Annotated in this window: 14 protein-coding genes; 3 read left to right on the top strand and 11 right to left on the bottom strand. The window is 40.8% G+C overall.

Annotation, left to right across the window (positions count from 1 at the left end; translation table 11 throughout):
* The first annotated feature begins 64 nt into the window (after window positions 1–64).
* Window positions 65–328 (top strand): PepSY-associated TM helix domain-containing protein, encoded by a 264-nt coding sequence (locus V7K49_RS32025; RefSeq protein ID WP_335209215.1) that lies wholly within the window; start codon window positions 65–67, stop codon window positions 326–328.
* Window positions 329–344: 16 nt separating this feature from the next.
* Window positions 345–911 (top strand): PepSY-associated TM helix domain-containing protein, encoded by a 567-nt coding sequence (locus V7K49_RS32020; RefSeq protein WP_335209235.1) that lies wholly within the window; start codon window positions 345–347, stop codon window positions 909–911.
* Window positions 912–1,609: 698 nt separating this feature from the next.
* Here the strand turns inward: V7K49_RS32020 and V7K49_RS32015 are convergent.
* The 6 genes from V7K49_RS32015 to V7K49_RS31990 all read right to left on the bottom strand — a co-directional run bounded on the left by V7K49_RS32015 (window position 1,610) and on the right by V7K49_RS31990 (window position 8,381).
* Window positions 1,610–2,698 carry a sensor histidine kinase gene (locus tag V7K49_RS32015; protein WP_335209214.1) on the bottom strand — a complete coding sequence of 363 codons (1,089 nt, stop codon included), beginning with the start codon at window positions 2,696–2,698 and terminating at the stop codon, window positions 1,610–1,612.
* Window positions 2,699–2,703: 5 nt separating this feature from the next.
* A complete protein-coding gene (locus V7K49_RS32010) occupies window positions 2,704–3,414 on the bottom strand; it encodes a response regulator transcription factor (protein WP_273769498.1) in 711 nt (236 codons plus the stop codon).
* A gap of 169 nt (window positions 3,415–3,583) precedes the next feature.
* On the bottom strand, window positions 3,584–4,279 hold the full coding sequence (locus V7K49_RS32005; RefSeq protein WP_335209213.1) for a LabA-like NYN domain-containing protein: 696 nt from the start codon (window positions 4,277–4,279) through the stop codon (window positions 3,584–3,586).
* A 541-nt stretch (window positions 4,280–4,820) separates the two neighbouring features.
* Window positions 4,821–5,900: a fatty acid desaturase gene (locus tag V7K49_RS32000; RefSeq protein WP_335209212.1), complete on the bottom strand. Its 1,080-nt coding sequence runs from the start codon at window positions 5,898–5,900 to the stop codon at window positions 4,821–4,823.
* A 218-nt stretch (window positions 5,901–6,118) separates the two neighbouring features.
* Complete coding sequence (locus V7K49_RS31995) at window positions 6,119–7,171, bottom strand: fatty acid desaturase (RefSeq protein WP_335209211.1); 1,053 nt, start codon at window positions 7,169–7,171, stop codon at window positions 6,119–6,121.
* 388 nt (window positions 7,172–7,559) lie between these two features.
* A complete protein-coding gene (locus V7K49_RS31990) occupies window positions 7,560–8,381 on the bottom strand; it encodes an acyl-CoA desaturase (protein ID WP_334865763.1) in 822 nt (273 codons plus the stop codon).
* A gap of 85 nt (window positions 8,382–8,466) precedes the next feature.
* Here V7K49_RS31990 and V7K49_RS31985 point away from each other — a divergent pair, with 85 nt between their 5' ends.
* A complete protein-coding gene (locus V7K49_RS31985; protein WP_335209210.1) occupies window positions 8,467–9,708 on the top strand; it encodes a methionine gamma-lyase family protein in 1,242 nt (413 codons plus the stop codon).
* A gap of 128 nt (window positions 9,709–9,836) precedes the next feature.
* On the opposite strand, the gene V7K49_RS31980 is transcribed toward V7K49_RS31985, so the two are convergent.
* The 5 genes from V7K49_RS31980 to V7K49_RS31955 form a co-directional block, all read right to left on the bottom strand.
* Window positions 9,837–11,105, bottom strand: coding sequence for a tetratricopeptide repeat protein (locus tag V7K49_RS31980; protein WP_335209209.1), 1,269 nt, complete (start codon window positions 11,103–11,105; stop codon window positions 9,837–9,839).
* 48 nt (window positions 11,106–11,153) lie between these two features.
* Window positions 11,154–11,942 carry a toll/interleukin-1 receptor domain-containing protein gene (locus tag V7K49_RS31975; protein ID WP_335209208.1) on the bottom strand — a complete coding sequence of 263 codons (789 nt, stop codon included), beginning with the start codon at window positions 11,940–11,942 and terminating at the stop codon, window positions 11,154–11,156.
* 845 nt (window positions 11,943–12,787) lie between these two features.
* On the bottom strand, window positions 12,788–13,138 hold the full coding sequence (locus V7K49_RS31970; protein ID WP_334865769.1) for a cupin domain-containing protein: 351 nt from the start codon (window positions 13,136–13,138) through the stop codon (window positions 12,788–12,790).
* Window positions 13,139–13,191: 53 nt separating this feature from the next.
* Complete coding sequence (locus V7K49_RS31965; RefSeq protein ID WP_335209207.1) at window positions 13,192–13,434, bottom strand: hypothetical protein; 243 nt, start codon at window positions 13,432–13,434, stop codon at window positions 13,192–13,194.
* Window positions 13,435–13,795: 361 nt separating this feature from the next.
* Window positions 13,796–14,113 (bottom strand): hypothetical protein, encoded by a 318-nt coding sequence (locus tag V7K49_RS31955; RefSeq protein WP_335209206.1) that lies wholly within the window; start codon window positions 14,111–14,113, stop codon window positions 13,796–13,798.
* Between the last annotated feature and the right edge of the window lie 65 nt (window positions 14,114–14,178).

Here is a 14,178-nt window from a genome sequence, read left to right as displayed (position 1 = left end):
CAACCACCTCTCACCCCTTCATAATGATTATCATTATTTTTTAAATGTCAGCTTATAATTTTTTTTGAGTAATTTATTCCTTGGAAGTCCCTTAGATGTGCTTCTCAATCCTTATACAGGTGAAATTCTTGGCACTCATCAGCCAACAGGCGATTGGCTCGATATTGTTGGTAGATTGCATGTTGGCTCAGTCGCAGGTGATACAGGGATAATAGTTTATGGCATTATTGGTTTGCTGATGTTTATTCTCAGCGCTACAGGAATCTTTCTCTGGCCGGGTTGGCGCTCTTTAGCAGCTGGCTTCAAGATAAAGCTCAACCCATCGTAAGCGAGCAAACTTTGATATTCATAAAGTAGTAGGTATCTTCGCTGCGGCATTTCTAGCGATTTTGGGCTTTACAGGCTTCTGTATGAATTGGGGAAGCATGGTTGAGCCAGTCATCCATGCTATTACTTTTTCCCCTTCTCCAACAGAGCCAACCCTGGTTTCTGTGCCGATTTCTGGTAAAAAAACAATTTTACTTCAACAAGCAATTCAAATATCAAATAGAGCGCTTCCTGGTGCTGTAACCCCAATTATAGGGGTTCCCACTACACCTGAAGCTCCCTACTCTTTTCGCAAGCGCTTCCCCGAAGATTTAAATGGATCTGGTTCGAGTGAAGTTTTTATAGACCAGTACAGTGGGAAAGTGCTATGGGTCAAGAACATCCGTCAGTCATCCAGAGGCGATAAGGTGATTGAGTGGATTGGAAACCTGCACTTTGGTCATTATGGCGGACGCACAACAGAAATTATCTACGGTGTGGTTGGTATAACTCCCACCATTTTGCTGATTACAGGTTTTGTAATGTGGTGGTATCGCTATCAAAGGAAAAATAAAAAACAACCAGTTGAGTTTTATGATAAATAATTTTGGGGCTAATAAATAGCAAGGAGATAAGCGATCGCGATCACCGATTAACGGTAGTCAGGATTCTCCGGCATCTGTAGAACCTGTTCGAGTAATTGCTGCGCTGACTTCCAGGGGATGTGTCACTCCAACGAACTAACTGCTTGCCTCTAAACCGCGCATCAGCGCCACGACAATCCAGACTATGGGTAGCAAAGGATACGACGGCTTTGCGATCGCGATTGTCACCGCTGAATAATAAGGCATTGAGCCAAGATCCGTAAACCCAAAATAGCAAGAGATTGTCATTTGCTCAGTCTTGGGAACGATTTTGAGGGAACAGGTAAGCGATCGCAGCGTAACCCGAAATACTGACTAAACTAACCAAAAAAGCAGCCAGAACAAAAGTAGACATACAGAATTCTACCCAAATGCCAAATTAACGTTATATTCTATACAATTTCAAAATCTCGACACCCATCAAAAAATAAGATTTTGGATTAATCCGCTAAGGCTTTGGCTTGCTCCTCCCTAACCCTTCTTAAAAAGGAGGAAATTAGACCCAGCCTTTTTAAGGGAGTTTGGGGGATCTTCCTGGGCAAAATATTACCAACACCAAGCGGATTGAATTTTGGATACTTTTAAACTAACAATTGCGTATGACACAGCAGTGACTACCTTGTGTCAATCCCTTGTATCTCAAGCATTTTCACTCAATCTTAAGCCAAAGGCAGAAAAAACCGAAACGTACTGCCAATTCCCAACTCGCTTTCTACCTGAATCTGACCGCCTTGTAGTTCAATCAAACGACGGGAAATGGTTAACCCAATACCAGTGCCTCCCGAATGGCGATCGCGCGATTGGTCAGCTCGCCAGAAGCGCTCAAATACATGGGGCAAATTTTCTGGAGCGATACCAATACCTGTATCGATAACCGCAATCCAGAGTTGAGATCCTTCAGTCCCAGCCCGAATCGTAATTAAACCTTCATTAGTATAATGCACTGCATTACCTAGCAGATTAACCAACACCTGTTCTGTGCGGTCAATATCCGCCAATACAGGAGGCAGCACAGATGGACATTCCAAAAGCAGAACTGGCCCATCTTCCAACAGCTGGTCACTAAATTTCTCCACTAATGACTCTAACAATGGACGCAGATTTACCCGTTGTATATTAATTGGCAAATAACCAGCTTCTGCCTTAGACAGTTCTTGTAAATCGTTCACCAAGCGCTCTAAACGCTTAGTTTCTCTAGCTAAACGCCGATAAATCTCAGGAGACGCTTCAATTTCCCCATCAGCCAGTTCTTCTAAGTAACCACGGACAACTGTTAACGGTGTCCGTAGTTCATGGGTCATGTCTCCAATCACTTCTCGCCGCCGCACTTCCACCCCTTCTAAACTGGCTGCCATCCGGTTGAAACTAGCACCAAGTCCATTAAGTTCTGGAATGTCAGACATCGGTAGTCGTGCATCCATCTGACCAGCAGCAAATTTTTGGGTGATTTGTTCCATCTCTGTCAACCGCTGCATAATCCGTCTAGACACCCAGTAACTTAATCCTCCAGCAGCGGTAGTCCCAACTAAGACTGACCAAATTGTGCTTCGCTGCCAAGCAAGTTCAAATCCTGTAACCAATTCAGTCCGGACATCGATTAAGTCGAACCCCTGATTTTCTAATCGTTCTAAATGCAAGACAAACAAGCGGGGGGAAGAGATTTTGCTGATACTCACCAAACTAGCTACCCCCACGATCATTACTACTAAGTGGGAGAAAAATAGCCGCCCTCTCAGCCCCATCTTCATAATATTTACGCTACCAGGGGATCTTCAAATTTATAGCCTACCCCAACAACAGTTTTAATAAAAGTGGGAGTTGCCGGATCAGGCTCAATCTTTTTTCGCAACCGAGCTACATGAGTATCTACCACTCGTTCATCGCCAAAAAAATTATCTCCCCAAAGTTTATCAATTAGTTGAGTGCGGTTCCAAACTCTACCAGGATTGCTGACAAAGGTAGTTAGCAAGTTAAATTCTAGGGTAGTTAAATCCAAAATTTCAACCTCCTGAGAATTTATCTGACGACTGGCAGTACGCTGGTCTACATCTACGATAAAGTGTTGAGTACGATTGACTTGATGTTGTCCTCCTTGGCGGAGGCTACGCCGCAATAGTGCCCGCACCCTAGCTACCAATTCTCTGGGGCTAAAGGGTTTTATCATATAATCATCAGCACCAGTAGACAGACCAATGACTCGATCGATTTCCTCACCCTTAGCCGTGAGCATCAAAATGTAAGGATCTTTTGCACCTGGTTTCTGGCGAATTCTGGCACAAACTTCCAACCCATCCAAACCAGGAATCATTAAATCTAGAATGATTAAATCAGGTGGTTGCTCCTGAAACATCCGTAAAGCATTCATGCCATCGCGGCTAATGCGACAAAAAAATCCTTCTTTTTCCAAAGATAGTTCGATTAAATGAGCAATTTCTGGTTCATCTTCGACTATTAAAATATCCATTTCAATTAACAAGACTTGGGGTAGATAAGGGGATTTTGCCCCTTATTCAAAGTAGGCATTTGGGGACTGGGACGGGTATGGATGGGGATTCAAACCCCACCCAACCTGATAAACCTTCTAGAGGCTTGCAACAACTCAGTAGAGATTTTGAGAGATTTGAAATCGGGTTTTAAAGGTTTGAATTTGAGGGCGTACGATAACTATAGCCAAGATTAGAATCTTTTTGAATGTGTGCTTTAATACTATCGAGGTCAATGAAGCAGTCAGCAACATCAATCAAGCTTTCACTAGTGGTCGTTTGTAGACTGACCACTTCCACCCGAACCCCCATTCTGCTGACAGCGTTCACAGCATATGCTAAATCTCCATCCCCACTGACTAAAACCGCAGTATCATAGTAAGGAGCTAAAGTTATCATGTCTACAGCAATTTCTACGTTCAGATTTGATTTTTTTAAATTCTCTGCTGGCACAATGAGTTCTTTTGCCACTACACGATAGCCATTACGACGCATCCACAATAGAAAACCCTGTTGCTTTTCATTGTTGATATCAACCCCAGTATAGAAGAAAGCACGCAACAGTCTTGAACCGTTGGTTAAACGACAAAGCAATTTAACGTAGTCAATTTCTATGCCCAATTGTAAAGCTGTATGAAATAGACTTAAGCCATCAATAAAAATAGCAACTCGACCACGATTCAAGCTATTGATAATCAAACTATCAGGTGCAGTATCTTGCATCTTGGTATCTTTACTTTTGACAACAGTATCATTCAAATTTTGTCCTTGCCAGTGTGGTTTAGCTTTGAGGACTTTAGGTTCCTTAAATTCATTTGTTTGTTTGCTAAAATTAGTTATAATCATTGATACCTCTGATTTTAAAGCTGGAAAGAGTTTTGGGTAAATTGTCTATAGTATAGTCTGTGCTGATTTATAACCCTAGCAGGTAATGATCTTAAGTCACTACATGCAGATAAACTTAACTGACGCTAAACAGAATCAAAAGTACACAGCCCAAGGGTTTATCACTGTTGTCAGGGTTGATTTGACGAAATATTGCATCTGCCCACAGATATGTTAATCTTTACCCACCGAGACAGCAAGAGTTTGGAGAAAATAAATCTTCCTGTAAGGTTAGGGCAAGAATCTGCGAACGTCATCTATCTATTTTATTTTACCGCAGGCTAAGGAAGCTCAAATACTGACAGAGTTAGAAGCATTAATAATCTAATATGCGATCGCCCCTCAAAAGGTAAGTTGTCTTAAGGTATTTAGGTAATCTTTAATGCAATTCTTATAAAAGTTTATCTTAATTAGGGAGTGCTCAACGGTCAATAGTCAGAAAACACTGACGAAAATAAATACAAGATTCCCGACTTCTTTAAAGAAGTCGGGAATCTGAGTCTTAGCCTTTAGCTAACTTCTTGTTGGATGTGTAGTAAACCTTACTACCAGTATCAGGGACAAAATGGCAGCTGATACATGAATTCCATAATGACTTCCAAATTGGTTCTTCCGATTTGTGGAAATACTCACCCATCACTGGTTTTATTGCCTCAGTTGCCTTCAGCAAATTGTAGTGAGGGATGTTAAGGAATATATGGTGAGCAACATGAGTACCGATATCATGATGGATATGATTGATCAAACCATAATTACGGTCAATGCTAGAAATCGCACCTTTCAAGAAAGTCCAATCTTCTCCACGATACCAGGGAAGGTCTGGCTCACTATGGTGCAAGAATGTCACCAAATCTAGCCAAATTATGAACACAAGGTAGGGCACAGCGTAATATTTCAGCAACCATATCCAACCCCATTGGTAGGTCAGAAAACCCAACAAACCTACCATACCAATCAAAAGTACAGTACTAGTAATGACATCCCATTTTTGCGATGGTTTGAAAAGCGGACTGCTAGGCAAAAAGTGGGAGCCTTCCTTATTAGGAGAACGCTTAAACAGATATACAGGATAAGCCAATAGAAAAACATAATATCTGCCTATCTTTTGTGCTAAAGGCATCTCCTTGTATTCTGATTCCGTCACAGGATACCAGCTTTCATCGTTATCGATATTGCCAGTATTTTTATGATGGGTTCTGTGACTAATCCGCCAACCATGATAAGGAACAAGTATTGGTGTGTGAGAAAGATGTCCAATCAAATCATTGAGCCATTTATGCTTAGAAAAAGATTGGTGTCCGCAGTCATGTCCGACTACAAACAAAGCCCAAAACATTGTTCCTTGCATTAACCAAAAAATTGGGAAGAAAAGCCAAGAATCCAGGTAATGAGCTACTGCATAAAGCAGACCGATAATCAAGATATCACGAAAGAAGTAAAAAAGTGATTTTATCACATTGGGCTGAAAGCATTCAGCAGGAATTGCAGCTTTTAAATTCTGAAGAGTGAAAGGTAATTTAGTCGTATCCTCAGATATTTCGCAGGCAGGAGGATTGTTGAACGTGATGATATTTGATTGCACTGGATTCTTTTGATTGGATATAAATCGGAACTTTATTTGAGACAAGATAATCTCACTTCTAGGATGCCCACGAAACTAGCGATCGCTAACACACAAGAGGATAAATTCTGGCAATTTACCTAAAATTTTAGTCAGTAAAGAATTGCCAGATTCTATTTAAACACAGCATAATAAACGCTCTCGTTAGTGCAAGAGCGTGAGTGTAATCACAGCGCTATTTATCGCTCTGTATAATATTCGTTGAAAGTCTTATAGCCAACATCAGTTGTGTACAGTTGACACTGGTCTGTAATCTGCTTCATTAAAGGCCAAGAAAACTGACACTCATCATGCAGATAAGTCCCCCAATTTTCTTTGATGCTGCTGTAAGCTAGCCGCAAATTATAAGAAGGAATCGCAGTGGAAATATGATGAGGGACATGAACATTGATATCATGACACAGAATTTCTACCCAACGCGGATAATCGCAATGGATAGTGCCAAAGATCTGTGCTAGACCCTCGGTCCACTTGTTAGCTGTCACAAAAGGAACATCTGCGGCAGTATGGTGAACAATAGTAAAAGTACTCATCCAAAAATGGTAAATCATCCAGGGCACTAGCCAAAATTTGACAAATCCCCAGATACCAGTTGTAGCGATCAGAATCGGGAAAGCGATCGCTGCAAACACAACTACTACAGCCACAGAAAGCTTGATACTCGATTGGTCTTTAGTTTTAAAGTTCCGCCAATCAAAATGCACAACTGCCCAATGTCCAATGGAACCTACCCACCAGAAGCGTTTACGCATGAACAGTTCAAAAGCAGACTGCCGGGTTTTATCCCAATTTTCAAACACTTCTGGTCTGATTGGATGCCAAGCGTTATCCTCATCCAGTTTATTGGTATGAGTATGGTGATAATTATGCTTAATCCGCCAACTGTGAAAAGGGTAAATTAACGGCATCATGAAGAAATGCCCCACCAAATCATTTACCCAACGACGTTTGGCAAAAGACCTGTGACCACAATCATGGGCAATTACAAAAAAACCTGTTAAAGCAGTACCCGTAAAAATCCAAGCTAGGGGCAAAAGAAACCAAGGAGTGATAATCAAGCTGTAATAGCCCAAGGCAACTGCCAAGACACTGATTATTACTTGTGTCCAAGCTTTGCGACGGTTCAGCTGAAAACATTCCCGTGGCAGGGTTTTGACAATATCTTTGAGCCTTAGATCGGAATTACCAGGCTCGTCACTTAGTTTCTGGCTGTTAATTATTGATGTAGTCATGAACACCTGAAAAACAACAAACTCCTCCACGAAGTCACCAAAAAGCAACTTGCCGCAAAATTTCTTAACATTAGCGCTTCGGATTATAGCAACCTAACCGACACAAGCGCACCCGTAATATAGACTTTTGAAAAGTGAGGAGTTATCAGTGATAAGTTATCAGTGATAAGTTATGAGTTTAGATTCTTAACTCACGCCTGATGTGAATTAGAAACGCTCCTTGTTCCATAAGGATTTGTGGGTCTCAAAATTATGGTTTGAGAAAAATCGACGGCAACATAAACATTTCGACACCTGATTCACATTAAACGTAACTCCTGTAGAGACGCGATTAATCGCGTCTCTACTACTCCTAACTCCTGTACAGACTCGATTAATCGCGTCTCTCCTAACTAGCTTTTGTTGGGGCCAACTTCACATTAGTAGCCAGACCAACTGCTTGTAGCAATTGAACAGTCATCCAAGTTAAATCGATTTCCCACCATTCCAGCCCATGACGAGCTGAGTATTGAAAGGCATGATGGTTATTATGCCAGCCTTCACCGAAAACTAGTACGGCTACCCACCAGCAATTAGTCGATCTATCACCAGAATCATAGCTCTGATAGCCAAATTTATGAGTAGCGCTGTTTACCAACCAAGTGCAGTGGTAAACCCAGACAATGCGAACAAAAATTCCCCAAACAACGAACGGCCAGCCACCCAGAAGCAAAAGCAATGCACCTAGAGCAACCTGGATCAAAATGAAATATTTTTCTAAAAACTGATAAACTGGGTCTTCGGCAATGTCTTTGGTGAAACGAGGAACATCAGCGTGAGCCGGACAATAATGAATCAGCCAATCCATGTGGCTCCACCAAAAGCCTTTATTAGAATCATGGGGATCACGGTCAGTATCAGAGTTTAAATGATGAATGCGATGTGTCCCTATCCACTCAATTGGGCCTCCTTGACAGGAGAGTGTCCCGAAGAAAACCAGGAGATACTCTAGCCACTTGGGAGTTTGAAAACTGCGGTGGGTAACAAGACGGTGAAATCCCAGAGTCACGCCTAAACCACCAGTCACCCAGTACAGCAAGAAACCCACACCAACTGCCGTCCAGCTAAAGTTACCAGGAACAAAGGCAAACAAAGCGCCGATGTGCAGTCCAATGAAAAAGAGGGTATTAACCCAGTTGATTTGAGGTTTAGTTAAGGTAGCAATTGTCATGCAGTAACCTGAATTTGAATTTTCCAGCCTAGTCTGCGCGATCTTAAAAATCCGCATATCTATAATTTTTTTGAACGAGGAACTGATGAACAGCTTAGAACAGCTGCGGCAAGCAGAACAGGCACTATTAGAAATTTTTTCTGGAATTGACACTCAGGTCAAGCATAATTTAAAACGAGTGCTGGATGCCTTTCGTAATCACCGTGTGGGTGCACACCACTTTGCTGGTGTAAGTGGCTATGGTCATGATGATTTAGGACGAGAAACTTTAGATAAAGTTTTTGCTGAAGTTATGGGTTCGGAAGCGGCGGCCGTGCGAGTGCAGTTTGTTTCCGGAACTCATGCGATCGCCTGTGCTTTGTTTGGTGTGCTCCGTCCTGGAGATGAAATGTTAGCAGTGGTCGGTTCTCCCTACGATACGCTTGAAGAAGTCATTGGTTTACGGGGTCAAGGTCAAGGCTCCCTTATTGAGTTTGGCATAAATTACCGCCAATTGGAGCTAACGCCCGAAGGAACTATAGATTGGCAAGCTTTAAGTACTAGTGTGGCTGAAAACACTCGTTTAGTGTTAATTCAGCGTTCTTGTGGCTATTCTTGGCGTCCGAGTTTATCAATTGCCGATATTGAAAAAATCGTCCACTTAGTCAAAGAGCAAAACCTGAACACCGTTTGCTTTGTAGATAACTGCTACGGCGAATTTATTGAAACCAGGGAACCTACAGCCGTCGGTGCTGATTTAATTGCAGGGTCATTGATTAAAAATCCTGGTGGTACCATTGTCAGCGCTGGCGGTTATGTCGCCGGTCGCGCCGACTTAGTGGAAGCAGCCGCCTGTCGCCTCACTGCTCCTGGTATCGGTAGTTATGGTGGTGCTACTTTTGACCAAAATCGCCTGCTGTTCCAAGGACTATTTCTAGCTCCGCAAATGGTTGGAGAGGCGATGAAAGGGACTTACTTAACTGGTTATGTATTTGATAAACTCGGTTATCCCGTAAATCCCGTCCCCCTGGCTCCCCGTGGGGATGTAATTCAGGCAATTAAACTCGGTTCTGCCGAAAAGCTAATTGCCTTCTGTAAAGCCATACAACAGCATTCTCCTATAGGTTCCTACTTAGACCCTGTTCCAGATGAAATGCCGGGGTATGAGAGCCAGGTAGTCATGGCTGGGGGGACATTTATTGAAGGGAGTACTTTGGAATTATCAGCAGATGGGCCTTTGCGTGAGCCGTATGTGGTTTATTGCCAAGGGGGGACTCATTGGACTCATGTGGCGATCGCATTGGAGGCTGCGATCAATGCAGTAGGAAAGTGTGGCGACTTATCATAGCAGATATTCCGCACTGCATGAGGTTTCTTGAGAAATTAGTGAAAGCGATCGCATTACTTATCTCGTGACAAGTTCAAGGTGATTTTTATTTCTTCTCATTATCCTATCTGGTAGAGGTTAGGATAAATTTAATTAGAAGGTTGGGGCTTTCTCTGCTGAAGCTTCTGGATTTTATAAATAATTTTTTTGTACTTATCTGTTGCTCCTTGTTTTTTGTAAAGAGTTGCTGCTTTCTGATAACTTTTAATTGCTTCTTGTTTATTTTGTAAGTTATTCTCATAAACCAAACCACGACTTTTGTAGATATCAGCTGAGTCAGGAGAGAGGCGAATAGCTTTGGTATAATCGTCAATTGCTGCCTGGTATTTTTTTAGATAATATTGAGCATCACCACGTTTCCTGTACGCATTAACATTTTTAGGTGCAATTTGAATAGCTTGGTTATAATCTTTAATTGCTGCCTGATAATCTTTGAGAAAATGGCGGTTCTGACCACGTTTTATATAAGCGTTAACATTTTTAGGAGCAATTTGAATAGCTTGGGTGTAGTCTTTAATTGCTGCTTTATAATCTTTGGGTGAATAACGGGCTTCACCACGTTTTATGTACGCATTAATATTTTTGGGAGCAATTTTAAGAACTTCAGTATAGTTTTCTGATGCTCCTTGGTAATCTCGTTTACCAAGCTTATTTTGTCCCTGGGTTAATAAGTTATTGACCTGCCTCTCTAGTGAGAAATTACAAAATCCCAATAACACTGCAATTACAATAATACTAGCAGCAATCCCAACTGAGAAAGTCGGTACATTTGTACCTCGAATAATTCGGTTTAAAGAGTGCTTGGAAATGAAACGGTCGATAGATGCAAAAATTTCAGATTTTTGTTGTTCTTGAATCAGTTGTAGTTGTCGCTGATCTTCTTGTATTTTCTCGACTTCTTCCCTAATTTTTTCAACAATATTTACAAATGCATCATCCTGTCTTGGCCAAAACCTACTAGTTATAGGTTCACCATTATAAGGTAAACACTGTAGATGCCCGAATGGTGTAGCTTGCCAGTTATCAATTGGGCGGAGTTTAACAGGGATTACATAGGCTTGTCCAGCGTTGTGCCGTTTCATCGCCCACCTGGTAATGTTCTTACAATCATCTGCTGCCAAAAAGTCTGGACTAACCAGCAGTACAATCAATTGAGATGTATTCAGGTGTTGGTAACTTTCCTGTTTCCAGTCTCTTCCAGTCAGCGTTTGACTTTTATACCAGTTTATAATGACTCTTAGTGGTTCCAAACTACTAAGGTGCGGTTCTAATTTTTCCCGCAGTTTTTTATCATCACGAGAGTTAGAGTGGGCAAAAAAAAGTTTTATAGTTCTAGTAGATGTCAACAATAAAGACATAAAATCAGATTTACGTAGCTTTTATGCGAAGACTTTCAATATCCGTATTTAATGTGATTCGGCTGATATTTGCTTGACTGCTTCTGCAAATTCTTCAGCCATTTTTACAAATGCTTCATTCTTATTTTTCCAAAATCTACTGTCGGTTATAAATTTACCATTCTTGGGTAAATACTGGAGGTTGCCAAGCTGAAAATTTACCAATTTTATACTCTTCCAACTGGCAACAGGAATAAGTAGAATGGGAATAACATTAGTTCCTTCTGCATGGCATCTTTCTATTACTTCTTTAACCTCAGAGCGGTGGTAATACCCCAGAAAAGTCGGACTAATAAGTAGGAGAATTATATGGGCTGAATTCAGTTTTTTATTAATTTCAATATTTATAGTTTTTCCTGGTCTTATTTTGCTTTTATCCCAAATATTAATATCGCCTTGTATCTCCATATTATGGAGACATTTTTCTACTAGATCATTTCGGAGTTTTTCATCTTGTTCAGAGTAATATAAAAAAACTTCGATGGCTTCACCGCTTGATAGTACTTCACAAGTTTGATGTACTTTTTCCTGGGATATACTATCTGGGATTATTTTTGTATGAGAAGGCAATTGCAATTCCGCTTCAATATCATTTAACTGCTGATCAATATCGTCTAACTTAGCCTCTTCATATTGAATCTGCTTTTCTAGTTGAAACTTTATTGCCGTCCCTACCTCAATAGCCCAATTCGCTCGTAAGCACTTTAATTTTTCACTTCGCAGTTTCCACTCAGCATCAAGCGTCTTCCACCGTTGCTGTAACCGCTGCTGCTGTTCAGTACTCAAGCTTTTACCCATTTTGGATGTTAGATTTTAGTTTTTGTATTAATCAGACATGACATTTCACACTAGTAGAAATACTGTCTTAAATAATTATATAAAATTACTTGTCAATAAGCGACGAGAGAATAGGACTTTGGCATAGGGCTTAAAGGAGTGATCGCATCCTATCAAACTACCAAGTGACTGCTAGCTAGCTGATACATGTTCATCTGGCAAAAATCCCCCCAATTCTCCTTGTAAAGGAGAATTGAGGGAATCAAGTATTATTAACAATACCTTGTCCTAAAGGACACGCTACGCGAACACCAATTTACGAGGCTGAGTTGGTTGGTGTATTAACTCTTTTTTCCCCAAGGCTTGGCAAAAACAATAAGTCCTAAAAATTCCTTCAAGGTTTCGCGCAAGGTTTTTTTAGCGTATTACCTGTAGTATAAAGAGTTTGAGACTCCAAGGTAGTACTTTTGTACGCAATTTTGCCGTTTATAATCAGCCCTTCAAGAGACATTGAAGTGCCTGGGAGTGTAAAACAGCCGCCGAGGTTCGTTTGATTAATCATCTTGTCTTTCCTTCAGTGTTTTTGAATGTGGCGTACATTGATAATTAGCTCTATCAGTTTCATCTTTTCTTAGTGCCATTCGACTATGGGTATTTTATTACGAGTTTGTACCTTACTAGGCTAGATAGCGAGTCAAATTAAGCCTGGCGATCGCCTGACATTTTGTGCAATTGTTTCTCAGCTGCAAAGCACACTAAAAAGGGGAACAAAAATGTTGTTCCCCTACGAAGGCTTTATATTCTATGCAATTGAAAGCGGCTATGAGTTTTTAGCGATCGCAAAATTTCAGATAACTGCAAATAAATTAGTTTTCGTCTCGCCCGTGAACTTGAGCGGGTGGACTGGTTGCCTCAACAGCAGTGAATGGTTCTAAAATTTTATAGGTGTGACTGGCTCCTTTTGGCACTACCCAAGAACTCCCAGGCTCCAGCAAAATTGTTTGCCCTTCAATATGCAATTCTGCACGACCAGTGATTACATAACCAACAGTTTCATATTCTCGCGCTGCTGGCTCTTTAGCTTCATTCGGTTGCTCATTCTCCCACAGGCGCATGGAAATGGTTTTGCCAGATGCAAGATATTTCTGACCAAGTTGACCTTTAGGGGAATGAGTAGAGTCTACTTTGATAACGCTTGTATCAGATGTATCAGACATATTTTTTACCTCTTTTAGTTTTAAACTTTGATGGTTTTGCCAGTGTGAACTGCTTAGTAAATTAGCTGCATCAGCCTGACATCTTGCAAACCTTCTTTACCAGGAGTTTTAGGCTGTTTATTCGCCATGATGGACTCGGACAAATGATTCATCTCTAGGGCAATTGCTTCTTTTCCTGAATATTCTGTTCTTCTATTGCTATTTTTGGGTTTGCTCGTCAGGCGATGTTGGCAGTAATCGTTAGCTAGGCTATGCTTGCTTTCAGCTTTGGCGCGATATCTGGCGACAAGCCGCAACTCTACCAGACGCTACGCAAACACTTCTACACCACTGACTTGTAGCGATGTAGGCGTTGAAAAGATGCAAATCACAACCACAAATTCCCGTGGAAGTAATTTTAAAAATGCCATCACACGAGTTAATAATTTTTGGCTAGGTAACTGTTTCTACCTGCACATCGTCTGCTCCATGGCAGCAAAATTTCATAATTATTTAGTCATTAATTATGATTTTTGGCTGGTTAATATCAAGAGGAATACTCGATTTATCCTAATACTGAGATGCGATAATTATCGCATCTTAGTAACTACTCAAATCTTATCCAACAATTTACGAGTCAAAAATTTAGACTCAAAATTTGCTACAAGTCTAGATTCTCTATCTCAGTTTTTTGCTAGAAGGATTTTGGTAATAACCTTCTTTCTCTCCGGTCAATGGCTCAACTGTTTTTTCGACTTTTTTTTCTGTAGACTTAAGAAACTCTTTTGTAGCTCTAGGAGTTTTTTCATCCAAGTTTAGCTTTTCACGGATAGTATCGGCAGCGTTTTTTAATGGATTTTGAGAATTTGTTGTTTGGTTATCGTTTCTAATTTCACCTTGCTCATTTGGGATTACTTTATAATAAGTACCCTCTGGAGTTTTAACATCAGCTTGGGCTATGTTAGGGTAGCTAAAAGCCTGACCCAATAAAAACATAAATCCTACTAGAAAAACTACAAGTATTTGGGATATCTGAATATTCCGCAGCCATGAAATTACTC

This window comes from Nostoc sp., assembly GCF_036919675.1.
In the GTDB taxonomy this organism is placed as follows: Bacteria; Cyanobacteriota; Cyanobacteriia; order Cyanobacteriales; family Nostocaceae; genus Nostoc.
The sequence above is the reverse complement of the archived record's forward strand: the minus strand, read 5'-3'. Positions and strand labels throughout refer to the sequence as shown.